A 24,205-nucleotide genomic window follows, 5' to 3' on the forward strand; every position below is an offset into this window, starting at 1 on the left:
ATCGACTCACTTCTTCCCTGGAACTTCTCCCACACATAAAAAGCGCCCGTGTGTTCATGGGGCGCTTACGAAATACTACCAGTCCTCGTTGCTATCTGAGCTAGCTCAAACACGTTTTGGGGCAGATCCGTGTCAGCCACACACTGAGCACGATTCTGGACAAATGAGGAGTAGTCACCTGTCTGACCGAATTAAGCTTTGACTTTAAAGGTAACAGATTCAGTCCAAGCTAATTCAGATTAGTATTTAGATAGGATGGCTGTCTTCTCAGATTGCAGCTTCTTGAGTTCTGATGAGATTTCACTTAAACGAGCTTTATCTTCTGGAGTAATTTCTCTGGCTTTTGGATTAAAGCTACACGCTGATAGTGCCTTCTTAGATTTAGCAGTAAAACCAGAAAGACTGACATTGAAGTCAACAATTTCTGAACGTCTGTCATTTTGAATCTTCACATATGCTTTATTACCAGCAATCATTTGAGCAAGTAACTTACTTACGTCTGCTTCTGTCTCACCGCTGGCGTTGACGTATCCTGCACGATATGAGTTTGTATATAGTTGACCTCGGAAGCTAATAGGCTGATTATCATCGACTTTAACAAACATATCTACGTTGGTTCTCGGTGTCCCTAATGCGTTATCTGCATTAAAGGTCAACATTATGCTTTTCTTGTTATCAGAAACATCACATCTCACACCAATACTTTCATCTTGCTTGTAAACATACGAAAATGCGCTCACTGTGCGTTTACCTGTGATTTCATCGGTATTATCCGTGTTCAGCCACTCAGCATGAACAACAGTTGATAGTAGTAAGGCTGCAATCGGTAATATCGTTCTTTTCATTGAATAACTCACTCCCAGATGATCTAGTTGTTTAGCTTAATCAGTTAAACATGCACTCATACGCCACTGTAGAATAGCATTTGGCTAATTAATTGACTAAAAGCATATTGAATCCTGAAAGTAAAAATGGACACTCAGCAAAGTAACATTTTTCAACCCATAGTTTTCTTGGCCACGATCCCTCAATTGCCAGTCATGAGTAAAAGTATTGAGATTCCAGTGGCACGATCTGCTACTGAGTAAAAGCGTTAGCAAGAAAAGGGACAAAGACATGTTTGCCGAGATCTGAATCAGAACGCCCTTGGACAAAAATCAGTTAGGGTAAACAGTCTAAACCGTGTAATTCGGATCAACGGTGTTTGTGTCCCCTGGTCACTAACGTCTGTCATTTCGATATCTATTTAGCTAATGTTGTGGACTCGGTTGTATAAATTGCTTTCGCCCCATGATACCACGCCTCTTTTCAGTATAAGTGTGACGGCTATAGTCACAATCGTTGCGGATGTCGTATATGGAAATACCTGTTGTCAGAAAGGTAACGCGCCAAATTGAGTAATGTTGCATATCATCCTCGTAAGCCCAATTCCTTTGCGAGGTAGTAATGGAACAAACTAATTTATCCCGATATCTGATGTGTAGCTTCGCCTTTGTGTTGCTATATCCTACAGCGATAGATCTCTACTTGGTTGCTTTGCCACAAATTGCGAGTGATCTGTCTGCAAGCGAATCACAACTTCATATTGCTTTTTCTATTTACCTTGCAGGCTTAGCATCGACCATGATTTTTGTTGGGCGTGCAGCTGATTATTTTGGTCGTAAGCCTGTTGCCATGTGCGGAGCCGTGATTTTTACCCTTGCTTCAATGTTTGCGGGCTCGGCAGAGACCAGTGATAGCTTTCTAATAATGCGCTTCTTCCAAGGTGTGGGAGCCGCATGTTGCTATGTAGTGGCCTTCGCCATTTTGCGCGACACTTTAGATGAGCAAAAGCGAGCCAAGGTACTGTCGATGCTCAATGGAATCATTTGTTCTATCCCTGTACTTGCCCCCGTGGTCGGAAATCTGATCATGATTAAGTTTCCGTGGCCTGTGTTATTCATCGCCATGGCCATGATGGGTATTACGATAGGTTTAATTGCTTGCTTTGTCTTAAAAGAAACCTTGCCCAAAAAAGCTAAGCGCCCTCTTTTAGATGTGAGTGAAGACACGAACGAATCGCTTTATAACCATTTTTTCATTTCGCGCGTTGTTTATACATCTTTAGGCGTCGCAGCAATTCTCTCTTATGTAAATACGTCACCAATGATCGTAATGGATTCAATTGGCTTTACTCGAGCCGAATACTCAATCGCGATGGCACTGCTCGCAATGGTAGGTATGACAACATCGTTTTCAGTCCCATTTGCTCTGTCTTACTTCAAACAAACTACATTAATGTTCACAGCACAAATAACCACTTTGCTGTCGGCTATCGTTATTCTCGCGGCTCACTTGAATGGCGATAGTTCGACACTCTATATGGTAGGTTTCACGCTAATCAGCATGGGTTTCTCAATGGGGTTTGGTGTGGCAATGAGTCAAGCGTTAAGTCAGTTCTCTCGCAAAGCTGGACTGGCAAGCTCTATGCTTGGCATAGGGCAGGTTTCTTGGTCTGCACTTTACATTTGGTTAATGGCTACGTTAGGTGTGTCGGCCGTGATGATGTTAATCATAGCGTTGGTTGCTAGTGGCGTTATTGGACTCTCCATAATATTATTATTTCCAAATCATAACGTTAGTGAGCCTCATGAAGAAATCTCTTGCCCGACTTGATCTTAATTTACTGCTCACTCTGCAATTGCTACTGCAAGAGCAGAGTGTTACTAAAGCGGCGAAAAAACTTAATGTGACTCCCTCAACCGTGAGTAAGTCTTTAGGCAAATTGCGGGCTTGGTTTGATGACCCGCTTTTTGTGAATACGCCGCAAGGCCTAAAGCCAACAAATCTCGCGACAAACGTGCAAGTGCTTTTGTCAGACTGGATGCAGATCGGTAACCAGATAGTTTCACACAGAGGTGATGATGCGCCAAGTGGAGTGAAATTTCATCTTGGAGTAGAGTCGCCATTGTCACTCATCATGGCGGATGAACTGACCAAACGAATCCATGATTTTTATCCAGACTCAACGGTGAAGTTCCATAACTGGGATTACGACTCGTTAGACGCCATTACCAGCGGTGAAGTGGATATTGGTTTTACCGGCCGTGAAAGCCATCCTCGCTCCAAAGAGTCGTTAGAACTGCTCCCGTATTTTATTAATTTCGAAGTGCTGTTCTCGGATTTACCTATGGTGTATGTCCGCAAGGATCATCCTGCGCTCAAGCAAGAGTGGAATTTAGATACTTTCTTAAGCTATGCCCACATTAATGTGGCATGGGAGAAAAATGACAGTTGGGCATTGGATGAGATCTTGGCTGAGCAAGGACACACTCGAAACGTTAGCCTAACGATGGCGAGTTTCGAGCAAGCTTTATTTGTTGCAGAAAAGCCCGACCATCAAATGTTAACCACTGCACCAAAATATTGTCAGCGATACTGCGAGCAACTTCACCCCAACTTAGTGGCGTTACCTATCCCCATTGCGGAAGATTATCAGCATAAGCTACTGATTCCATTTACGATGATTTGGCACAAGCGCAATAACCAGAATCCTAAAATCATGTGGTTGAGGAAGACGATAAAGAGCTTGTATGGCACAAGTTGAACGATTCGTTTTTAAGTACACCTAAAGCAAAGGAATGAACAGCCCCCCACCTTGATGCTATTAATAGCCGTAGGAGTGAAGTCTTACCTTCCATTCGATTAAGTATTTTAAAATCTTGGGTTCTATTATCCACTTCGACGTCGGTCTCTGCTCATTTTGGGGAACAAACAAGTTACATCAACTTCAAGTCACCAATTCCAAATGACTAGGGCGCTGAAGTGAAAATTGGCTTCCCCCTCTTTATCGAGTTTAACTCAGCACTAAAGAAGTGAACCAATAGTCTTATCTAATATCCAATGGACTTTGGACAAGAGTAGAGTGGGAACGAGAGAAGGCATAGATAGTTACCATCTATGCCTTTAGAACGAGCGTCTATTAGCTAATTAGAGCGGGAATACCCGGAAGCTGACCAACGACAGCAAGGGAACCTGCACAAACGATAAAGGCCACGCCAGGGATCAGGTATTTATCTTTACCCGATAGTTCGTTAGCGCGCTCATGATCACCGATAAGTCCGAGGTTATCCAACAGCATAGTTATTGCCCAGCCGAACACTGGGTTAACGAATGCACAAGCAAAAATACAGATACCTGCACTGAGTGAATCTTTATGCTTATGGATCATCTGCATACCCGCTTCAAGAAGTGGTAAGAACACGCCGACAATCAGCGCAACGCGTAGAACTGGTTCCCACATCGCGAGATCCATTGGGTAACCAATTACCGCGGCGGCAATACACATTAAGCCAGTTAACAGCGCGCCGCCAGGAATAGGACGTTTGGCAATTGCGGCTGGAATCATGTACGTGCCCCAAGAAGAGGCTAAGTTACCGCCACCTAATAGTGAACCAACCCCCTGACGAATAGACGCGCCGACCATCGTATCGTCGACATCCATTAGTACGCCTTTCGCTTCTTTTGGGTAGTTAAGCTCTTGAAAAACTCGATGCCCAAGGTAGTCAGGAGACCACATAGCGACGGCTAACAGAGCAAATGGCGTAACAGCAATAAAGTGCTCTAACGTTGGCCAGCCCAGTTGCCAGCCGGTATTTTCACCCCACCAGTAGAATGGACTGAAATTAGGCAGGCCCGGCTCCGTGGTAAAAGCAAACTCAGCACCCATCGCGTAAGCGACAATACCCGCTAGCGCAGAACACAGTGGGATAGCCAACCAACGTTTGTTGATTTTGGCTAAGTAGGCATAAACCATAACCGTTAGACCAATGACCACAAACGAGATGTAACCTTGGTCGGTACTTGCAGCCCACGCTTCTGTCTTATTGATTTGTCCGATCAATCCTACTGCGCCAAGGTAGATCAGCAACCCACCTCTAACCCCAATGCCAGTCAGGGTCATGAGTTTTGAACCGCCCTTAGTAAAAGCGAGAATTAAACCAAACGCACAAACCATCAAACCGAGAGCCAGTGGATGTCCCCCTGCGGCGGCAATCATAGGAATCAGCGGTATCATTGGGCCATGAGTACCGGCTAAGTTTGCGTTCGGGTTTAGGATGGCGGAAAACAGGATAACGAACAGAGCACCTGCAATAAGCAGTTCGTAACGCACGTTTTCTGCAACGAACTCCGGAGATAAACCAAACTGAGCAGCAAAGGCCGCAACCATGGCGGTCACCATAACCACTTTGCCTATGGTGGCGGCTAACGCTGGTACCCAATCTTCGATTTCAATACTGTAATCACGCGATGGCAAATGAATACCCCAGCGACGAAAGCTCATAACGGTTAAATCATGGTTTAGAAAGTCTTCTCGGCTTTCAAATTCATGCGGTTTCTTGCGCACATCCCTGTAAAAAGTCTTACTTGAGTCAGACATTGAGTTATCCTTTTTTACGTTTCAAAGCTGAACCATCTCAACTAGAGTTTCGCGAGGTACACAAACCTTCGACCAATACGAGACCACACCCTAGCTGCTATCGAGCACCTTTATTGATTTGCACTTATTAAGCATGTGTTGCTACCGGTAGGAATATTAGACATTAGTAAAAGAGCAACAAAACTCTCACTTATTAAACATTAATTTAACAACGCGTTGGTGTTCGTTGATCTTGTATGAGTTGTTTTCTCAAGGTAAGCCAAAGGGAGAACGGTCGTCGCTCCAACTTATGTTTGTTAAAGACTAAGTTTTTGGGGAACGTAATGGTTGCTATTGAGATACGTTGTCTATTTACAGTCAGCTTGAAGCCATTAGAACTAATAGTGTGAAAGGAATTAAATAGAGTTTCTGACTCTGAATGATTTTGGGCAAGAATAAATGAATCATGGCAAGCCAATTCGTGCTTACCATGATTTCTGCTCGTATGTACTGGCGTTCGAGAAACTCGAAAGTCAGCTCATGAGCTCTGGGTAGAGGCTATGTTCTGTAGAGAACCTTGACCACATGCCAGCCAAATTTTGTTTTGACTAAGTGCGGAGTTAACACTTCACCAGAAAAACAAACTTTGTCGAATTGAGGCACCATTTGACCGCGACGGAACTCACCGAGGTCACCACCACGTTTGCCAGACGGGCAAGTTGAATATTTTTTCGCTAGTGTTTGGAATTTAGCGCCTTTTTTCAGTTGCTTGATGATGTCTTCAGCTTGTTCTTTGTGCTTAACAAGAATGTGCAATGCGGCTGCTGTGTTTGCCATGTGTTTATCTCTCACTATTCTGGTGGCGCAAGTTTACCGAATACACTGGTTTGCGCCAAACATTTCTCCACCTTACCCATTTTAGGCCATGGCTTGCCCCAAAAACACTTGGCTAGGTGATGAAAACCTGTGCAACACGGGTAATATTGACCTCGATTTATAAAGAGATTGCTTAAAAAGCTCACATTTACTTCCTATACGGTTGAAGCTGTCGCTTTATAAGATATGATTAGACACAAATCGGTGGCATTTATAAGGTTATTTCATGGCAAAAGTCGTTAGTAAGGCGAATCAATCTCAGGGTATGTTGATGTTTAAACTCACCCTGCAACAAAACTTCGCAATAGGGACACTTAAAGTTCGTGAAATTGTACCCTACATGCCAACCACAAAAATCCCGTATTCCCATCACCATGTGATTGGTACGGTGACCATTCGTGATCTCACCGTTCCAGTTATCGACATGTCCGCTGCGGTTGGCTTTCGTCCAATTACGCAAGAAGAATACAAAAACTGCTACCTCATCGTGACCGACTGTTTACGCACTGTGGTTGCGTTTATGGTTCGTAGCATAGAGAAGATCATCGAATGTGATTGGAAAGCCATTGAAACGCCACCAGCAAGTGCTGGAAAAAACATCTTCGTGACAGGTATCACTCGTTATGGCGATCAAACAGTTCAAATGCTCGATGTCGAGCTGCTGCTTTCTAAAATTTATCCGCAGTATGAAAACGCGAATATCCCGATGCTGACGGATGTAGAGCGTGAACGCCTCAAAGCACTGAATATCTTGTTGGTGGATGACTCATCAATTGCGCGTAAGCAATTAAGTGACGCGCTAGATAGCATCAATATCTCCTATCAAATTTGTAAAAATGGCTCAGATGCACTGCAGTTGATGAAAAATGAGGCAGAAGCAAACCGCCCAATAGATATTCTGGTCAGTGATATTGAAATGCCGGGGTTGGATGGTTACGAGTTAGCGTTTGAAGTGCAAAATGACTCAGCTCTTAATCACTCGTACCGCATTCTGCATACTTCACTGTCGAGTGAGATTTGTGTCGATAGAGCGCATCAAGTTGGCGCTCACGAAGCGTTAGAAAAGTTTAATGCTGGTGAGCTCATCGAAGCTATGCTCCGTGGGGCAAAAGAGCTAGAAGCCAATGCCATGGCTTCTTAACTGCACGTTTAACTGAACATAATATGTGGCTTTGTGTTCACTCGAAATCGTTATCACTTTGTCGTCATTTCAACGATTTATCGCTGACTATTGATGACACTGCGACGCTTAAGGCACGTGTACTAAAGCGACTTGTTTACAGCGTTTACTTCTTTGGCATAGCGTAGCTGCGAGACACAAACTCAGTTTCTTCCACTTGGTAAACATGATTAATGTAAGAAGCCAAGCTGTAAATGACATTGGCCATTAAGTTGGCGTAACGGAACAGAATCGGCGCTGGTTGCTTTTTCCCAGCATGCTCTATCGCGACGAGTGCTCGAACGGTTTTCTTTGCTTGGCAGCGACACAAATGCAATTGACTAGACGTAGCATGGCCACCGGGCAGCACAAAACCTTTAAAACCACCGTCTATGCGCGCTTTTACGGCCTCATAGTCTGCTTTAAGCTCTTCAACTTCCGATTCTGTAATCGCTAACTTGCCACGCACCGAACCATTGAGATGGTAAACATTAGGCTGAAGGCGCGTGAGAATATCTCGACTGAAGTCGTCCAATTCCATCGACAGCACCACCCCAATCCGGCTGCACAACTCGTCTGCGGTGATCTCGAAATCGCACACAGGGCTGTCTTCGTAAATAAAGGGATAACAGATCTCGCTCAGTTCCTTGCTTACAGGTCTCATGCTGTTGTTCCAATGTAAAAAAGGGAGCCAGTATAACCTAACTCCCTCCTAGCAATCATAAAAACGACGTCCGCATTAGGCGTTTTCGATTTTCTTGTGACCTTCTTGTAGATGCACAAAATCAACCAAGTCATCGCCTGAGACTTGATACGCTTGACCGAACCCTTTTACGAACAAACCTTTCTCAGCTTTTAGGTTGAACAGTACAAAGTCTTCAAGCTGGCTTAGACCGTCGATGATGTCACCGAAACGCGCTTTCATCTGACCAACGACCAATTGCCACATTTCAGTATCACGCTCAACAACCGTTGCGACCGCATCAAACGTCAGACGCTTACGTGCGAAAAGCTGTTTGGATGAATCTTCATCTTCGATCATCATCAGTGAAACGTTTGGATTTTCTAGCAGATTTCGAGCATGGCGAGCAATCTGAGAGATCAAAACGAAGTAACCTTCCTGATTCTGAACATAAGGCGCGTAACTTACGTTCGGACGGCCTTCGCTGTCTACCGTTGCAAGCTGTAAAGTACGGCGCTCCTGACGAAATTCCTTAATCTCTGGCCCTAGACGGCCTTGCAAACGCTCTTGTTTAACTTGTTGATCCATATTGATACCTGACTTTATTTCTATTTATTTGTCCCGAATTCTAGTTCGGTTATGTATGTTCGTGGTCGCGACTTCTCACGTTCTTGAACGTAAAAACCGCGACGACTGGCGGTCTTTGTTACTGATTTAGCTCAGCTTGCATGGCACGAAACGCCGTTACCTGCTCAGCAATAAGTTCGCGTTTTTCATCACGCCCTAAGTACACTTTGAAGATATTGCTGCCGCATTCAGAGAAAAAGCCAAAGTAGTGACTTTCACGTCCCATAAACGGCTTACTGACCAGTGCGATATTTTTCACGTTATCCAATTTGAGGTGACCATGCAGCTCACCTTCTCGCCCCATTAGATTGTAATAACCACGCGCAACTTTGCCTTTCGGAAAAGGCGCTTTCACCTCGAAAATGGAGCCGAAGGAATGTACGATCGTCGTCACTGGGCCAAAGCCAACTAGGCTTTCAAGGATTGTTTGCGCTTGTTCGCCCGGAGCAATCGCAATCATCTCTTGCGGCAGTGCTGCGACAACATCAAATTCTGTCACACCTAAACGCTCTGCCATTGCGGCAGGCAGAAGTTGAGGTTCTTGTTCCAATAGAGCTTCTACCTGTTGCTTGATTGATTCCATTTTGTTTTCCATCTTTTTCTTCAATTTGTCTTCATTAATTATTGGATACTTTTGGCACGCTTTCGTTCATCTCTGATGTCAGTACCTGAATACAGGCTTGCGCTAACGAAACGGCCCAAAAACTGCCCGCTAAAGTAAGCACTAAGCTTCGCTCTTGAAGCTCAACTAAGCCTTTGTCTTGCCATACTTTAAACAGCGGCATGAGAAAATCGAACGTATCGCTACCCATAAACACCGGTAGTTTACTTGCCTGAACAATGCCGCGGTCAAACCCGGATTTTAGCGCTGAAAATAATGGCTCTAATGGGCTGTGCTTCATCATCATCGCAATCGTACTTTGCCCTTCATTCACCGCTTTGATGTAGGTGTCTAAAGTGCGGTGCAGCATCATCCCGTAGCCGCCAATGTTGCCACCAGCACCGCATCCAATCGGTAACACTTCTGCGTACGTCTTGGCTAAGCTGTTGTATAGGCTACGCTCACGGTTATCGACGGCCCAGTGGTTCACGCTCAACTGCTTCATGTGGTGCTTCGCCATAAAGTTCACACCCAGCTCATACATGCCCGCTTTCTCTGGCGTCGTCGCTGGTGGGGGGATCTTGCCTTTTTCAACGAGATTGAGCATTGGCGCGGTTCCACCCACGACCAACTGATACAAATCCAAGCCATGCGCGCCTGTCGACATAAAATCGTTAAGATCTTGTTCAAGTATTTCTTTGGTTTGATAAGGCAAGCCGTACAACAAGTCGATGATGACTGGGATTTTGTCTTCCTTCGCCAGTTCCGAAACGCGTTTAAGTACGTCTTCTCTATCATCAAGACGCTTTGCACTGCGACGAACTTGAGTGTTGAAGCTCTGCACACCAAAAGAGAAGCGATTAAAGCCGCCATCTAACGCACCTTGATACAACTCATCGGAAAAACGATTGATGCGCCCTTCTAAAGTAATTTCGCAATCAGACGCGAGAGGGAAATAATCATGAATGGCCTGCCCCAGCACGCGAACTTGTTCGGGAGAAAGATCGGTCGGCGTTCCACCACCAATGTAAACCGCATGGAAGATGCCGCTTTGCGTCCAAGGAAGTGCTGCTTTCTCCTTCAATTCCTGCATTAAAGCAGCGAAGTACTCATCGACAAGTTTGCGACTGGCCGCATTCTGAAAGAAGTTACAAAAAGTGCAGCGAACACGGCAAAACGGTACGTGAATGTACAAACAGCGCTTGTTGTTTCTCACGTTTTGGTCAGAAGCAATGCTCGACAAAACCCCTGCTTGTTGAGGTGGAGGTACTGGTACACTCGCTCCGCCAGCATGAGCCGAGTACTTCTTCACAAAAGCAAATCTCAGGGGGTCAGGGCTATCGCTGCCCAGAACTGATTCGTCAAATTTATCAATATCGACGCTCATATATACTCACTTAAACCCCACCACATAAGGGATAGAGGCTAATCTCAAAAAAACTGCAAGGATCATAATTTGACCGTAATGATAATGCAATTGATAATTGATCTTATTTCGATTGTAAGTAATAATCGCCTCAAGTTTTCATAGTACTACCGAGAATAACCCGTGAACGTACAAAGATATGTCATTGCAGGAGGCGCCTCTCTCGTCATTCATGCCGCACTTCTTTTTGTCTCGCAAGAGAACAAAGTGTTCGCAATGCCTGCTGGAAACCCAGCAAGCTCGGTAAGCCTCAACCTTGTATCTGCACCACCGCCAACGCTCGAAAAGCCCACACCAGAGAATGTGGAACCACCAAAAGAGCCACAGCCTCAAAAGCAGCCTGAGCCTGAAAAGAAGATCGTTAAGAAGCAGGTTGTCAAAAAAGAGGCGGTGAAGAAAAAGGTGGTCGAGAAAAAGCCAGAGCCAATTAAGCAACCTAAGAAAGTGGAACCAACCAAAACGGTTGCCAAGCAAGAAACTCAGCCCAAAGCCGAACCGAAGAAAAAAATTGAACCGGTGAAGAAAGATACGGTTACTCAGCAAACTGCATCAGCGAGCCAATCCAAAGGGGCAACGTCTCAGCCTATTTTGGTCGACAAACCAACGTTTGTGAGTCAACCAACGCAGCCCCGCTATCCAAGGTCTGCGCAAAGGCGCGGTATCGAAGGCGCAGCCTTGTATGAGGTATGGCTCGATGAGAATGGCAACCAAATCAAACATGTTTTGCTTGAATCATCTGGCACCGAGTCGCTGGATGCCTCAGCGCTGCGTGCCATTAAACAATGGCAATTTACACCACATATTTTAGGCGGGCTAAAAGTGGCTCACCGAGTACAAATACCAGTTCGTTTTAAGTTGGAAGGATAATGGAACAACTACAAGAATTACAAACTCAGTTCGGTCTTATGACATGGCCTTTGATCATTTGCTCGGCACTCACCGTCATGATCATTGCGGAACGACTCTTCCAAGTATTCATCAGTCTTGGCGTTGGAAAAAGTGCCATTCGTCAACATTTGGCTAGTCTAGACCCAACGAACAGCCGAGATATTGAAGCGCTGGCCGATGAGTTGTCGGGCAAGCGTCCCCTGCTTTATCGCGGTGTAGCAATGCTGTTGGCTCACCACTCATTCGCTAAATCGCTACGTGAAGACGCGGCGGGCATGTGGCTGCAAGAAAAGCGTCATCAACTGCATTCTGGTCTTCGCCTTCTGACGTTGATCGGCGTAATCAGCCCGCTAATTGGTCTTCTCGGCACAGTATTGGGATTGATTGAGATGTTTAAAGGCATTGCGGTTTCAACTGGGAACATCACACCTAACGATTTGGCCGACGGCTTGGGTTTAGCCATGCGCACAACGGCCGCAGGCTTGATCATCGCCCTACCTGCTATTTCTGGCGCACAAATCATTGGTTTGTGGGCTGACCGCGTACTCGCCAAACTTGAGCATACTCTCAACTACGTGAATTTGTGGCTTGAAGGCATTTCCCTGCAGCACGTGTCTCCAGAAAAAACAACGGCAAGTGTCACCAAAACGGCTGAGGCGAAAGCTTCATGATCAAAGTACCACAGGACAATAACCGCAACGGCTTAACACCAGATTTAACACCGCTGTTAGACATCATTTTTATTGTGATGGTTTTCTTGATGCTTACCGCCGCAGTCAAACTCGACTCATTAGATGTCGCGCTGCCAAGCACCGACTCGCAGGCCGTTGCAGAGGTCGATAAGCAGTCGATTACCGTTAATATCCTCAAGGATGAGCCTTATTGGGCGATCAACGGACAAACGTACATCGATTGGGAAAACTTCACTCTCGCGCTGTTAGAAGAGAGTAAATCAACCGATAAACCTATTGTGATCGGTGCAGAAAAAACAGCTAATATTCAATCACTTGTTCAGCTTCTTGGCTTTTTGCAAGAAAACGGAATTCAGGCGACTCAATTGCTCACTGAAGAGTCGCCATAACAAGAACATAAAACTGAGAACATTTTCATGAAGAACACATTATCACCAGTGCGCACTGCGTTGACTGCTGCCGCTCTGTTACTTGCAAGCACGAACCTTTTTGCCAACAACGCCCCAAACTCAGAACGCGTCGTCAGTGCGGGCAGCGCCGTTACCGAACTACTACTTGCGCTCGATGTGAAAGACAGCTTGGTCGCCGTTGATGTAACCAGTACTTTGCCGCAAGGCATGGAGTTACCCGACGTTGGGTATCATCGCCGACTTTCAGCAGAGGGGTTGTTGGCACTGAGCCCAACCAAGTTAATTGGCTCTGATGAGATGGGCCCAACAACCACCTTAAATCAACTAAAGTCGGCAGGTGTGGATGTCGAGATAGTCAATACAGAAGCCAACGTTGACGGGCTTTTGCATCGTATCGATCAGATTGCGACTATCATGAACCGTGAGTCTCAAGCAACAAACTTGAAGCAAGAGGTAAAAACGCAAGTCGAATCTTTGCAAGCGAATCAGCCTGCACCTTCTGCTAAAAAGAAAGTGCTATTTTTGCTTATTCACGAAGGTCGCCCAGCCAATGTTGCAGGCTTGGATACCACGCCAGACGCCATCATCGCGTTAGCAGGCGGAGACAATCCTGCGGCGAAAAAACTAACCTCTTACAAACCACTGTCCACCGAAGCGATGGTAGAAATGCAACCCGATGTCATTTTAGTTAGTGGCCGCAGCTATGAGACCATGGGCGGTGCAGACGCCATTTTAAAGGCGATGCCGTTACTTGCAGCAACACCAGCAGGCCAGACAAAGAACATCATCACCATTGATGGACACGCTTTGGTTGGCGGTTTGGGACTAAAAAGCCTGTCAGAGGCTAAACGTCTCAATGCCTTGCTTTACCCATAGAGATTTTCGATGCTGTTACGACGTATTCCTTTATCAACCACGCTGATTACGCTGTCTGGGTTTTTAGCGTTTATCGCCATCGCTTCTATAACCGTCGGCCCGATGAATATCAGTTTCACAGACAGTCTGCGCGGCTTAGTTGGCGCACATTCAGAGCTGGCACCGCACATTCAACTCGTTATCAATGAGATTCGCCTGCCTCGTACGATTTTGTGTATGTTCATCGGCGCAATCCTCGCCATTTGTGGTGTAGTCATGCAAGGGCTTTTCCGAAACCCATTGGCAGAACCCGGCATTATTGGGGTTTCTGCTGGTGCGGCGTTGGGCGGCGCTTTTGCCATCGTCGTTTTTGCTGAGTTTAGCCAAAACCATCCTCAACTCATGAACTTAGCAGCGTTGCCATTATTTGCTTTTCTGGGCGGTGCTCTGACAACGGTGCTGGTGTACTGGCTCGGTACGAATAAGTTTGGTACGTCCGTCACGATCATGCTGCTCGCTGGCGTGGCGATCAGTGCACTTTCAGGTGCCGCGATCGGCTTTCTCAACTTTTCTGCGGATGACCAAATGCTGCGCGATTTAACGTTGTGGTCGATGGGTTCGCTTGCGGGCGCAAACTGGGCAGGCATTGGCTTAGCTTCTGTGACTCTCGCGGTACTACTTTTCTGGTTTCACAAAAAAGCCATGTCTTTAAACGCATTATTGCTTGGTGAATCAGAAGCTCGCCACCTGGGCGTTCCAGTACAAAAATTGAAGCGTCAGCTCATTCTGCTTTCCGCCGTAGGCGTTGGTGTCACCGTAAGTATCTGCGGGGCAATCGGCTTTATCGGTTTGGTTATCCCACATCTCGGACGCATGCTAGCAGGCCCAGATCATCGCACACTGTTACCTATTTCGGCGTTGTTGGGAGCTTTATTGCTGACCTGTGCAGACATGATCGCGCGAGTGTTATTAGCACCAGCCGAATTACCTGTCGGAATCGTAACTGCGCTCATCGGTGCGCCATTTTTCATTTACTTACTGTTCCAGCAAAGAGGGAAGATTCTGTAATGAATCATGTGGTTTTATCTGGCCGGAATATTTCAATGAAATACGGCCATCGAGTAGTACTAGATGACATCAGCATCGATATTCGTGCCGGCGAAGTGACGGCGTTATTGGGGCCAAACGGCGCGGGGAAAAGTACACTACTTAAACTTTTGTGTGGTGAGATTCCATCACACAACGAAATTGACTATTTTGGCGAGCCTAAAGAAGCCTGGAAACCTGAAGACATAGCAAAGCACCTCGCCATGCTGCCACAGCACAGCACGCTCACTTTTCCATTTTTGGCACGAGAGGTGGTCGAACTCGGTGCGATCCCTTTGTCGCTTTCAAACAAAGAAACGACTGAGCTTGCCCTACACTACATGCAAAAAACCGATGTTCTGCACTTAGCGGAAAGCTTGTACCCTGCCCTCTCAGGCGGAGAGAAGCAACGTTTGCACTTGGCTCGAGTGCTAACGCAACTGCATCAATCTGGTGACAAAAAGATTCTGATGTTGGACGAGCCTACGTCGGCACTGGATCTCGCCCACCAGCACAACACGCTTAAAATTGCTCGTGAGGCGGCAAAAGCGCAGAACGCTGCAGTGGTTGTCGTATTGCATGACTTGAACTTAGCCTCACAATACGCAGACCGACTTGTGTTGCTCCATAACGGCAAACTCGTATGCGATGACAATCCTTGGCAGGCCCTAACGCCCGAACGTATTGAACAAGTTTATGGGTATCGCTCTATCGTGACAAAACACCCGACTCTGGACTTTCCTCAAGTCCACGCTGCGGCATAGCTTAAAGAGGCGCAGAGCCTCTTTAAGAAGCGATGTACGAGCGATTTCAAGCACTAGCCGGCTCTGTCACTCACTTGTTTAAATTTCCCCTCAGAAACGCAAAAGCCCCGCTAATAATTAGCGGGGCTTTTTGTAATTTGTGATTATTTGCTCATTTGAATCAGCGAGCGTCCAATCAACCATTCCAGTTCTTTATCTCCACCTGAGCCAAACTGGCTTTCTACCATCTTGTACAGACGATCAATGCCATTTGCTGCAAATTCGTGAGCGCTTTCAGACGTAACAATGTGATGGAATAGTAGTCGTAAAATCGCTAAGAATTCAGAGTCTTCTAAAGCTTTAATCCAGCTCTGTGAAAACGCATCTAAACCTTTTTCGAACTCAAGATGTTCGATAAACATTTTAAAAATACGACCATCTAGTGCTGCGGTGAAGTCCGTTTTCTTAGGAAAATGGTGGCTAATACCTGTACGCGATACACCTGTCTGCTGACTCAACGTCGTGTACGACATTTTGTCGTAACCAAGTCTTAGCAATTGATCAACAACGGCATCCATGATCTTCTGGATAGTGATTTCGGTATCTTCTTTACTACGCTTTGGCATACTTTAAGCTCTTCTCTTTGTAAATCCATCTAACTCACAATTAAATGAGGCCAGAATGAAATCATCCTCAGCATTATGTACTGTGCTTTCCTAACGTAACGTTAGGCCCTCAATCATAACGAAATTGCACTGCGTAACGCGCAATTTACGGTGATATTTGTGTCAATACACGTCGCTTAAAATCAGGCGAAAAGTGAATTGCATCAAAACCTTGCGCCAAATTATTCATTGAAACTATTCAAAGACCAAGAATGATAATTATGTAGAAATAATCAATCAAGAAATAGTCTTATAAATTTACCCCTAGTTCAACTGGCCTGACCCAAATCTCGTTAGTATGTTGGTTAATTGCTCTTAAATGTTGATACATATCACATTAACGTTATTGTTGACTTACTCACCCAATCGTTAACCGGCAATTAACAAAACAACATACTGTTGTATTTTTATACGAAACTGCTCATTTTTGTAGATACAGATCAAATACCTGCTAGAATACCCTTAGTTTTTACAAGAGGATTCGTTATGAGTGTCGAATTAGAAGAAAGCCAAGTATGTGAAGCTTGTGGCTGTGCTGGTGAGATTGGTTTCATCATCAAAGAAGGCGACGAGGTTGCTGACGTAACGATTTTCGCAGAGACTAAAGATGCATTAGAGTCTGAGTTAGCGAAATACATCGAACTAGCTAAATCAGTCTGCGCTGGCGTTGAATACAATGTGTCAGAGCTGACAGAAGAATCTAAAGAGCTAACCGCTCGATTCAAGTTTGAAGTAAGTGCAGAAAAGCTTATTTTTGAACTGAAAACTCGCTCTCTAGCGCGTTAATTCAATTTAAAGCGAGCAACGAGCTCGCTTTATTCTTATCTAAATCACTTCTTTTGCTTCAACACGACCCACTTTAACGACCCATTGGTTTCGTAGTCGTTTTCATCAGAGCACACCAAAAGCACATCATCAACTTTGATTACCGCACCAGCGGTATAGGCTTTATCTTCGTAGTAACAAATTCGCTGGCCTATTTTACCATCAGCAACCACCAAAGCCTTTGACTCCGGCGTACTGTAAGATTTGGCAAAAACTGAACCAGACAATAGCGCGACCATGGCGCTCAGAGTAAAAATAGAAACTCTTTTAAACTTCATGAATATCCCCTTATGCCCGAACAATACTAGCAAGGAAGTATTTCAGGTTCTTGGCAGAATCTCATATTCTAGCAATTTGTTCTTACTTCTAATTCTCAGATATTCCTCCACGTCGTTACGAACAACGGCGAGTTAAGTTCAGGCCGATATAGCCGTCACTAACTCTTTAGGTTATGCTTTTGTCGTTTTTATTGGAAAGTAATCGTTATGCGTTTCATCCCTTTCGCCCTTGCGTTAATTGCATTTAGCTCGTCTCCTAGTGCTTACGAGCTCGATTACTATTCCAAATTTGGCCATATCGACAACTATGGCAATCTAGATCTTCGAAACAAGCCATACACTGAACTCCCATCTGGCTTGGTCATAAAAGGGAATGTGGACATTTCCCAAACGCCAATTACTCAGCTGCCTAAGGGCTTAGACGTTGGTGGCAGCTTAGACGCGAAAAATAGCGCCCTGAAAACAATCAAGTCGGGCGTAAAAATCAAAGGTTACGCTAACTTACTTGGTAGTAAGATTGAAAGCTGGCCCAAAGGGGTAAAGCTGGGTGGGTATTTGAACCTGACCGATACTCCGTTAAAGACACTTCCGGCAAAACTTCGAGTAAAAGGTGATTTGAGTGTGATCCGAACGCCACTGAAAGCGCTGCCAGAAGGGTTGGTGGTCGATGGCAACCTCTACATTGGTGGATCGGCCCTGACCGAGTTTCCCGACACAATGACGGTAAAAGGCAACATCTTTTTGGGTGGCAATAAGATAATCAAGTGGCCAAAGAATCTGACCTTAGGTGGCGCAGTCGCGCGCTAATTGGATAGACAAAAAAAGATACGCAGAGACAAAAACACCTCGTTCAATACGAGGTGTTTTTTCATTGGAGTAGTTGGAATGCGCCCAACTCATTTGGGCAGCATACACAGCGACTAATCTTGGTTATTCACTGGGTTAGCGTAGCTCGCAACAAGATACGGTCTTGCGCCTTCTGGTAGCTGTTCTAGCTTATCAGCAAGCTGACGTTTCACCGCTTCTGTAATAATGCTTGAATCTTCACGACCTGCAGCGAGCAAGTTGATCGGATACAACTTGTAGTTCTCGTGGATCTGACGGTCGATTTCATTCGCTAGCGATTCAGGCGTTTCAAACTCTTGCTCAACCACGTCACCAAATGCCACATGAACACGGCCTTTGTAACCAACAATGCCTTGGATGATGCTTTCGATATCTTCAAACTCGCCTTTTTCATAACGGCCGTTTTCTGCTTTCTCAAATAGCTCTTTTGCCTTAGCGATGTCACATGGATCGTTCTCGTAAGCAATCGAGACCGGCACAATTTTTAACGAGCGCATGTACTCGCCAAACGCGACCTTTTGCTTGCGACCTTCAACGTGGAACATTTTTAAGATCGCAGGATCTGTAAAGTCGTTACCGTCTTTCGCGCGCCCTTCTTTTTGAGCAATCCAAATAGAGTTGCCCGTATCCAACGAGTGTTTGATGTAGCCAGACAACTGTCCAAGCGCTTTCATCATCTCTCGTGGCGCTTTTGCAGAACGCTTAACAATAAAGCTCTTGTTCAAACGCATCAGCTCTGTCGCACACGGTTTTTTCAGCAAATTATCGCCGATTGCAATACGCACAGTGCGGTGACCACTTTGGTACAAACCGTAGTTAACTAAAGCGGGATCCATTGCGATATCGCGATGGTTAGACACGAATAAGTAGGAGGTGTTTTTATCCAGTTTGTCTAAACCAGAGAACGTGACGCCATCCGTTGTCTTATTCAACGTATCTTGAAGGTATTTTTTCACCTCGATTTGGATCGCTTCTACGGAGTCAAGTTTGCTCCACTTCGCTTTTAGGTAAATGCGAAGGAACGGACTCATGAGCGTTTTGAACCATTTCGCTTTGTTTTCAAAACGGTGATCGAGAATCGCAGTGATAAATTCATCATCTTGGATTAGACGATCCAGCGCTGCTGGAATTTCTTCGTCATTGTAAGGACGAATTTCAATATAAGGATCGGTATTGGCAGTCATTATTCATTACATATCAAAAAAAGCTGGCACATTTTACGCATAGTTTTGCTGTCTCGCAGCATTTCAACCCATACTTTTAACATGGTCATACCAGTTAGGCTACAATTTCTCATGCTAAAAATTACGGTTAGCTGGTTGGAATCGTTTAGGTTTAGCGTTACCCTTAGCGCCCCAAAAACACTGGTGATCATAATGAACTACGCTATTGAATTTCACGACGCTAATTACCCTTTTCTGAACGTTGCCGCGCGTAAAAAATCGCTAAAGCACAGTTTACTGTCTGTCGTAAGCGGATTAGCGATCATCAAATTGGGTAAGCAAGAGTATGCCATTGAACCCGGCCAGTATTTTTGGATTCCTCAAGGATGTTTGAGCTCACTCACTTTTTTACCTAACACTCATGTCCATCGTTGTGATTTTTCTGTGCGTTTGAATGATGCATTTGCTCAACAGGCCGGTTTTATCAAACCATCAATTTTGCTGAAAGCCTTAATTGAAAAGTTGGCGAAGACGGAGACGCGTTCTGATATCCAGTTAGATTTGCTCGCTGTGGTTAAACACGAAGTACTGGCGATTTCACCAAATCTATCAAACTCGGCACTCAGCCAAGCAATCAATCAGTGGAAGCCAGGATGCGAAGCTCGCATTTCGAGAGAGCTTTGTTTGGTGCTTACGCTGCGCGAAGCAAGAAAAATGAAGTTGTCTGGGAAAAAGGAATCTCAAATTGTTGAGCACTTGTTTGCTGGCAACACAGAAGAATACGAACAGCTTTGCTTTCTAGTGTTTGGTGAAGCGCTATAAGTCAGCGGTGTATAGCGTTTTCTCACACAAAATTGCGAACACAAGATCGAAAAGGGCGTACTTTGCGGTACGCCCTTTTCTTATTCTTTGCCTCACGTAGGGTCACATATTTCCCCAAGTAACCCCAAGCACGACACACATCGAACGATTGGTGAAAAACGATGAACTAAAATGGCACTTCAATTTGCATCATCCAGTCGGCGTCGTAATACTCGTGCCAACGATAGTCGAAGCGCATTCTTGGCTCACCATCAGCTTTATTACCAAAACCGATGCTGAACATGAGACCATGGCTGCGAAGCCACTCTTCTGTGGTCATTTTGTTTTCTTCTTCACGTAGCTCTTCTGGCATCCAAATACCAAGACCAAAATAGTTTTTGTCTACGTTTTGAGTAAGAAACGGAATGTCTTGCGATTTGATTGCCCACTCTTCCCAGTAGTTTTCTGTTGGTCCTTCTGCTGTCGCTTCAGCAGCATACCAATCTAAGGTATCGGTACTAAGCACACCAACAGTATCAAAAATTTCTTCACAGATGGGCATGGTGTTGTCTTCAAACACCACGGAGCGATCAGAAAGATAGTTACATGCGGAGTTAGCTTGCGTCACCACAAGCAGCGCACATGCACTAAATACGGCTACTCTGACCATGAAAACCGACCTCTTATTTACCAGATAATGTTTCTCTATATAAGCCTTCGTTGAGCAACAGTTCACTGACAGTTGGTGTCGTATAGGTGCTGATATCTTTGCCTTCTACGAGTGCATTGCGGATATCCGTGCTTCTAATTTTAACTTTTTCTGGGCACGCCATGACAGTCCAACGTTCCGTAATTTCTTCCGCCTTATAAAATTTAGCAAATTTGAAGAAATTATCCGGACCAATGACAAAAGTTATATCGGCAGTTGGGTAGATTTCTTGAATTTTTCCTAATAACGCATAGGTCGTCACACTTTGTCCCGGTTGGTACAAAGCTTGCTCTAGGTCTGAGCGTTGAACATTAGAAAGCCCCATGTCCTTGATAAAGGCATCAACCAGTTTGCACCGAATTGGGTAATCCAACATATTCTTGCCCCATGCATGTGCAATGCTAGGCTCGAGTAGCACGAGATCGAAGTGGCTCAGAGACTCGATAACGCTCTTATGACCTAAACTAGGAGGGTTAAATGCGCTACCAAAAATGGCGATTTTTTTCATATCCGGTGATTACCTGGTTGAAGAGAGTTTTCTAATCTGATGAATTCGGTATGATACTACTAATCTTTAGAGCTTTTGACACTAAAGCGACGTTTACGAGCCTTAATTGAATGGTTTATCACCATTTTAGCTCGATAACGACGTCACACTGTTTGATCTTTGGTGAATGACCACTCGAAGCAGTTTTTGTGTCTAAGATATTTGCAGGAAAAGGAACCCTAAATGGAACAATCCATCCGTGACGAAATGCGTGTATTGCCGTCAATTGACCCGCATTTCGAAATTGAACGCCGTATTGCTTTTATTAAGCGCAAGCTACAAGAAGCAGGTTGTAAGTCACTTGTGCTTGGCATCAGTGGCGGTGTTGACTCAACCACGTTAGGTCGCCTTGCCCAACTTGCTGTAGACCAACTTAACGAAGAAACTGGCAGCAACGATTACCAGTTTATCGCAGTACGTCTGCCTTACGGTGAGCAAAAAGACGAAGATGAAGCGCAATTGGCGTTGTCATTCATTAAACCTACGCATTCTGTCTCTGTGAACATCAAACAAGGTGTTGATGGTATGCATGCCGCTTCTAATGTTGCACTAGAAGGCACAGGGCTAATGCCAGAAGACGCGGCAAAAGTAGACTTTGTAAAAGGTAACGTAAAAGCACGTGCTCGCATGATCGCTCAATACGAGATCGCTGGTTACGTCGGTGGCTTGGTGTTAGGTACTGACCACTCTGCAGAAAACATCACTGGTTTCTACACCAAGTTTGGTGATGGCGCGTGTGACCTTGCCCCTCTGTTTGGTTTGAACAAACGTCAAGTGCGCGAAGTAGCCGCAACGTTGGGCGCACCAGAGGTGTTAGTGAAGAAAGTGCCAACCGCAGACCTAGAAGAACTGGCACCGCAGAAAGCAGATGAAGATGCACTAAACCTAACTTATGAGCAGATTGACGACTTCTTGGAAGGTAAACCAGTTTCTCAACAAGTTGTCGATCGTTTGGTTTCGATTTACAAAGCAACTCAGCACAAACGTCAGCCAATCCCAACGATTTACGACTAAGTGATCTTTTTGCTCGCTTTTAAAACTCCAAACGCTGCTAAAATTAGCAGCGTTTTTTGTTGGTTAGTGGCCGCACCTTCTCGGTTATTCCGTTACCGTGACATCCGTTTCTGGAATCGCGCAACACGCCAATACCGTTCCCATTGTGCGTTCTTCATCCGTCAAGGCTGGTACATCTGGGTGATGAACTTGTCCTGATGTGAGCTGTACCTTACACGCACCGCACAAGCCAGCACGACAGCTATTGCTCACTACTTTCCCTGCATCTTCAATTTGATCCAAGAGCGTTTTTTGATTGTTGCCTTGGATCTTCAAGCCATTGAATTCAATCTCAACCTCTTTTTCTGGTCTTGCTTCCACAGCAGAAACACCAAAGGCTTCTTGATGATAATGTGCCTCTGGCAAACCTTTCTTCAACAATAAGTTTTTGGCTTTTTGCATGAAACCATCAGGCCCACAAACAAACACTTGTCGTTGTTCAACGTCTTTGATTTGCTTGATATGAGACAGACTTAAACGCCCTTTAAGACCAAACCAATCCACCGCTGGTTGCGTTAAACAGATTTTCACTTCCAGCCCTGAATGTTCGCGTTTTAATTGCTCTAACTCTGAGCGACATGGAATATCGTGCTCAGTACGGCATTGATGATAAAACACCACGTCATTCAGTTGATTGTGATCTGCAAGATAGCGCACCATCGACAGCATTGGAGTAACACCACTGCCCGCCGACAGCAATAGTAGCGGCTGCGCATCATGCGTTTTAAGGTGGAACTGACCATCTGGGTTTTCTGCCTCTAATACATCACCGACTTGTAGGTTGTCTAACAAGGCATTCGACACGCGGCCACCCGCAATACGCTTAACGGAGATAGCATAGCGACCAGGGCGAGATGGGCTAGACGATAAGGTATATCTACGACCAATTTTCTTACCATTGATATCCACCTCTATCGGCAAATGTTGGCCCGGTAAGTAGTTTGGTAAAGAACCTTTGCTCGGTTCTAGCCATAAGGTCACGAAATCTTGAGCAATCTCTTCACGCTCAACACACGTCAGCATCATGCGCACAGGTGAGTTGTCCGGATAAAACTCCGGCTCCTTATATTCGAGCACTTCAACTTTATCGCCTTGGCGAATAATGCCCTCATTGCGCGCCACAAGGTTTTGTCCAAAGAACACACCACCTCGTTCATTGGCGCGGAACTGTTGCAACGTTTTGAGCGGCTCTTTGCTTTCGCGGAAAGTGCCACGTTGAGTATTGATCGTGGTAAGAATACAACGCTCACAAGGTTTGAGAGATTCGAATTCCACTTCCCCTATTCGGATGCGCTTCCAAGAATCTTCTTCAAATGGCTTGGTATCAGATACGACTAAGTTTGTGCGGAACTGATCCATGGAGTGTTGCTCAGAACTTCTTTTGTTCAATTCCTCTAGCGAAGCTTGGCTGATCACCAACACTGGATAGCCGTCAGCAAAACTCACATTTTGTCCCAGGTTTTCACGGACACGATTGGATTGTTCACCGCAAAAAAGCAACTCTACGCGCTGTCCCAATACCTGACTAAACCAATCATCCGCATCATCGGTAGTCGTGTAAGCGGTGAAGGTATCTTTCCAAACCGTTGCGGGTGTTTCCTGCATTTTGAAATCTTGATAACGGATTTTAAGTGGTTCCATTCCCAAGCTACTGAACACCACCCCATCGGCAAGCAACGCTGATTTCACGGTTACCATTTGAGGGTACTTTCGCGCAGTGATCATCGAACCATCGGCTTTGGCAATCATAAAACGACGGTCAAAACTCAACCCTTGTTTTTCTACCCATGCGGACGAAAGCGACACACCTCCGACTGATTTAACCGGAAAAACATTGATTTGGGATAAAACGGGTTGCGACATAGCCTTCTTCCT

Annotated in this window: 26 protein-coding genes; 13 read left to right on the top strand and 13 right to left on the bottom strand. The window is 45.3% G+C overall.

Going from position 1 to position 24,205, the window contains the following annotated elements; all coding sequences use genetic code 11:
• Positions 1-239 precede the first annotated feature (239 nt).
• Positions 240-845 (bottom strand): hypothetical protein, encoded by a 606-nt coding sequence (locus ACF8CV_RS08020; protein ID WP_005498242.1) that lies wholly within the window; start codon positions 843-845, stop codon positions 240-242.
• A gap of 601 nt (positions 846-1,446) precedes the next feature.
• Here ACF8CV_RS08020 and ACF8CV_RS08025 point away from each other — a divergent pair.
• A complete protein-coding gene (locus tag ACF8CV_RS08025; RefSeq protein WP_021450676.1) occupies positions 1,447-2,655 on the top strand; it encodes an MFS transporter in 1,209 nt (402 codons plus the stop codon).
• On the top strand, positions 2,630-3,586 hold the full coding sequence (yidZ, locus tag ACF8CV_RS08030) for an HTH-type transcriptional regulator YidZ (RefSeq protein ID WP_021450675.1): 957 nt from the start codon (positions 2,630-2,632) through the stop codon (positions 3,584-3,586). Before ACF8CV_RS08025 ends, yidZ begins: the two co-directional genes overlap by 26 nt.
• A gap of 375 nt (positions 3,587-3,961) precedes the next feature.
• On the opposite strand, the gene ACF8CV_RS08035 is transcribed toward yidZ, so the two are convergent.
• Together ACF8CV_RS08035 and ppiC are read right to left on the bottom strand one after the other, a co-directional pair.
• Positions 3,962-5,419, bottom strand: a complete 1,458-nt coding sequence (locus ACF8CV_RS08035; protein WP_025500425.1) for a DUF3360 domain-containing protein — start codon at positions 5,417-5,419, stop codon at positions 3,962-3,964.
• A gap of 537 nt (positions 5,420-5,956) precedes the next feature.
• On the bottom strand, positions 5,957-6,235 hold the full coding sequence (gene ppiC, locus ACF8CV_RS08040; RefSeq protein WP_005375342.1) for a peptidylprolyl isomerase PpiC: 279 nt from the start codon (positions 6,233-6,235) through the stop codon (positions 5,957-5,959).
• A 265-nt stretch (positions 6,236-6,500) separates the two neighbouring features.
• On the opposite strand from ppiC, the gene ACF8CV_RS08045 reads away from it, so the two are divergent.
• Positions 6,501-7,415 (top strand): chemotaxis protein, encoded by a 915-nt coding sequence (locus ACF8CV_RS08045; protein ID WP_005457535.1) that lies wholly within the window; start codon positions 6,501-6,503, stop codon positions 7,413-7,415.
• 145 nt (positions 7,416-7,560) lie between these two features.
• Here the strand turns inward: ACF8CV_RS08045 and ACF8CV_RS08050 are convergent, their stop codons facing one another.
• The 4 genes from ACF8CV_RS08050 to hutW all read right to left on the bottom strand — a co-directional run bounded on the left by ACF8CV_RS08050 (position 7,561) and on the right by hutW (position 10,730).
• Positions 7,561-8,097, bottom strand: a complete 537-nt coding sequence (locus ACF8CV_RS08050) for an ATP:cob(I)alamin adenosyltransferase (protein ID WP_208871078.1) — start codon at positions 8,095-8,097, stop codon at positions 7,561-7,563.
• A gap of 75 nt (positions 8,098-8,172) precedes the next feature.
• Positions 8,173-8,703 carry a heme utilization protein HutZ gene (gene hutZ, locus ACF8CV_RS08055; RefSeq protein WP_005488117.1) on the bottom strand — a complete coding sequence of 177 codons (531 nt, stop codon included), beginning with the start codon at positions 8,701-8,703 and terminating at the stop codon, positions 8,173-8,175.
• Positions 8,704-8,821: 118 nt separating this feature from the next.
• Positions 8,822-9,325, bottom strand: a complete 504-nt coding sequence (hutX, locus tag ACF8CV_RS08060) for a heme utilization cystosolic carrier protein HutX (RefSeq protein WP_029834266.1) — start codon at positions 9,323-9,325, stop codon at positions 8,822-8,824.
• 34 nt (positions 9,326-9,359) lie between these two features.
• Entirely contained in the window at positions 9,360-10,730 is a 1,371-nt protein-coding gene (hutW, locus tag ACF8CV_RS08065) for a heme anaerobic degradation radical SAM methyltransferase ChuW/HutW (RefSeq protein WP_208871077.1), read from the bottom strand.
• Between the two features lie 162 nt (positions 10,731-10,892).
• Between hutW and ACF8CV_RS08070 the strand changes: the two genes are divergently transcribed.
• From ACF8CV_RS08070 to ACF8CV_RS08095, 6 genes are read left to right on the top strand one after another with little or no spacing between them, the layout of a single operon-like run.
• Positions 10,893-11,636 carry an energy transducer TonB gene (locus tag ACF8CV_RS08070; RefSeq protein WP_005488160.1) on the top strand — a complete coding sequence of 248 codons (744 nt, stop codon included), beginning with the start codon at positions 10,893-10,895 and terminating at the stop codon, positions 11,634-11,636.
• Positions 11,636-12,328: a MotA/TolQ/ExbB proton channel family protein gene (locus tag ACF8CV_RS08075; protein ID WP_025500715.1), complete on the top strand. Its 693-nt coding sequence runs from the start codon at positions 11,636-11,638 to the stop codon at positions 12,326-12,328. Before ACF8CV_RS08070 ends, ACF8CV_RS08075 begins: the two co-directional genes overlap by 1 nt.
• On the top strand, positions 12,325-12,738 hold the full coding sequence (locus ACF8CV_RS08080; protein WP_005454456.1) for a biopolymer transporter ExbD: 414 nt from the start codon (positions 12,325-12,327) through the stop codon (positions 12,736-12,738). The genes ACF8CV_RS08075 and ACF8CV_RS08080 overlap by 4 nt, the downstream gene beginning before the upstream one ends.
• 27 nt (positions 12,739-12,765) lie before the next feature.
• Positions 12,766-13,635: a hemin ABC transporter substrate-binding protein gene (locus tag ACF8CV_RS08085; RefSeq protein WP_140058676.1), complete on the top strand. Its 870-nt coding sequence runs from the start codon at positions 12,766-12,768 to the stop codon at positions 13,633-13,635.
• Between the two features lie 9 nt (positions 13,636-13,644).
• Entirely contained in the window at positions 13,645-14,682 is a 1,038-nt protein-coding gene (locus tag ACF8CV_RS08090) for an iron ABC transporter permease (protein WP_069538343.1), read from the top strand.
• Positions 14,682-15,464 carry a heme ABC transporter ATP-binding protein gene (locus ACF8CV_RS08095; RefSeq protein ID WP_025500710.1) on the top strand — a complete coding sequence of 261 codons (783 nt, stop codon included), beginning with the start codon at positions 14,682-14,684 and terminating at the stop codon, positions 15,462-15,464. The genes ACF8CV_RS08090 and ACF8CV_RS08095 overlap by 1 nt, the downstream gene beginning before the upstream one ends.
• 143 nt (positions 15,465-15,607) lie before the next feature.
• On the opposite strand, the gene ACF8CV_RS08100 is transcribed toward ACF8CV_RS08095, so the two are convergent.
• Positions 15,608-16,069 (bottom strand): TetR/AcrR family transcriptional regulator, encoded by a 462-nt coding sequence (locus ACF8CV_RS08100; protein WP_005481342.1) that lies wholly within the window; start codon positions 16,067-16,069, stop codon positions 15,608-15,610.
• Positions 16,070-16,594: 525 nt separating this feature from the next.
• Here ACF8CV_RS08100 and ACF8CV_RS08105 point away from each other — a divergent pair.
• Positions 16,595-16,894, top strand: a complete 300-nt coding sequence (locus ACF8CV_RS08105; protein WP_005488152.1) for a YfcZ/YiiS family protein — start codon at positions 16,595-16,597, stop codon at positions 16,892-16,894.
• A 44-nt stretch (positions 16,895-16,938) separates the two neighbouring features.
• On the opposite strand, the gene ACF8CV_RS08110 is transcribed toward ACF8CV_RS08105, so the two are convergent.
• Complete coding sequence (locus ACF8CV_RS08110) at positions 16,939-17,211, bottom strand: YnjH family protein (RefSeq protein ID WP_005498191.1); 273 nt, start codon at positions 17,209-17,211, stop codon at positions 16,939-16,941.
• A gap of 207 nt (positions 17,212-17,418) precedes the next feature.
• Between ACF8CV_RS08110 and ACF8CV_RS08115 the strand changes: the two genes are divergently transcribed.
• Positions 17,419-18,018, top strand: a complete 600-nt coding sequence (locus ACF8CV_RS08115; RefSeq protein WP_023624749.1) for a hypothetical protein — start codon at positions 17,419-17,421, stop codon at positions 18,016-18,018.
• A gap of 113 nt (positions 18,019-18,131) precedes the next feature.
• Here the strand turns inward: ACF8CV_RS08115 and ACF8CV_RS08120 are convergent, their stop codons facing one another.
• Positions 18,132-19,241 carry a 1-acyl-sn-glycerol-3-phosphate acyltransferase gene (locus tag ACF8CV_RS08120; RefSeq protein ID WP_005498187.1) on the bottom strand — a complete coding sequence of 370 codons (1,110 nt, stop codon included), beginning with the start codon at positions 19,239-19,241 and terminating at the stop codon, positions 18,132-18,134.
• 192 nt (positions 19,242-19,433) lie between these two features.
• Here ACF8CV_RS08120 and ACF8CV_RS08125 point away from each other — a divergent pair, with 192 nt between their 5' ends.
• A complete protein-coding gene (locus ACF8CV_RS08125) occupies positions 19,434-20,042 on the top strand; it encodes an AraC family transcriptional regulator (RefSeq protein WP_005480809.1) in 609 nt (202 codons plus the stop codon).
• A 166-nt stretch (positions 20,043-20,208) separates the two neighbouring features.
• Here ACF8CV_RS08125 and ACF8CV_RS08130 read toward each other — a convergent pair whose 3' ends face one another.
• Positions 20,209-20,691 carry a hypothetical protein gene (locus tag ACF8CV_RS08130; protein ID WP_005480810.1) on the bottom strand — a complete coding sequence of 161 codons (483 nt, stop codon included), beginning with the start codon at positions 20,689-20,691 and terminating at the stop codon, positions 20,209-20,211.
• Positions 20,692-20,704: 13 nt separating this feature from the next.
• Positions 20,705-21,238, bottom strand: coding sequence for a nicotinate-nicotinamide nucleotide adenylyltransferase (locus tag ACF8CV_RS08135; protein ID WP_208871076.1), 534 nt, complete (start codon positions 21,236-21,238; stop codon positions 20,705-20,707).
• A gap of 222 nt (positions 21,239-21,460) precedes the next feature.
• On the opposite strand from ACF8CV_RS08135, the gene nadE reads away from it, so the two are divergent.
• Positions 21,461-22,291, top strand: coding sequence for an ammonia-dependent NAD(+) synthetase (nadE, locus tag ACF8CV_RS08140; RefSeq protein ID WP_005498177.1), 831 nt, complete (start codon positions 21,461-21,463; stop codon positions 22,289-22,291).
• An 84-nt stretch (positions 22,292-22,375) separates the two neighbouring features.
• Here nadE and ACF8CV_RS08145 read toward each other — a convergent pair whose 3' ends face one another.
• Entirely contained in the window at positions 22,376-24,193 is a 1,818-nt protein-coding gene (locus tag ACF8CV_RS08145; RefSeq protein ID WP_208871075.1) for a hybrid-cluster NAD(P)-dependent oxidoreductase, read from the bottom strand.
• Between the last annotated feature and the right edge of the window lie 12 nt (positions 24,194-24,205).

Source organism: Vibrio sp. zbq_1, from assembly GCF_043102935.1.
GTDB lineage: Bacteria > Pseudomonadota > Gammaproteobacteria > Enterobacterales > Vibrionaceae > Vibrio > Vibrio parahaemolyticus.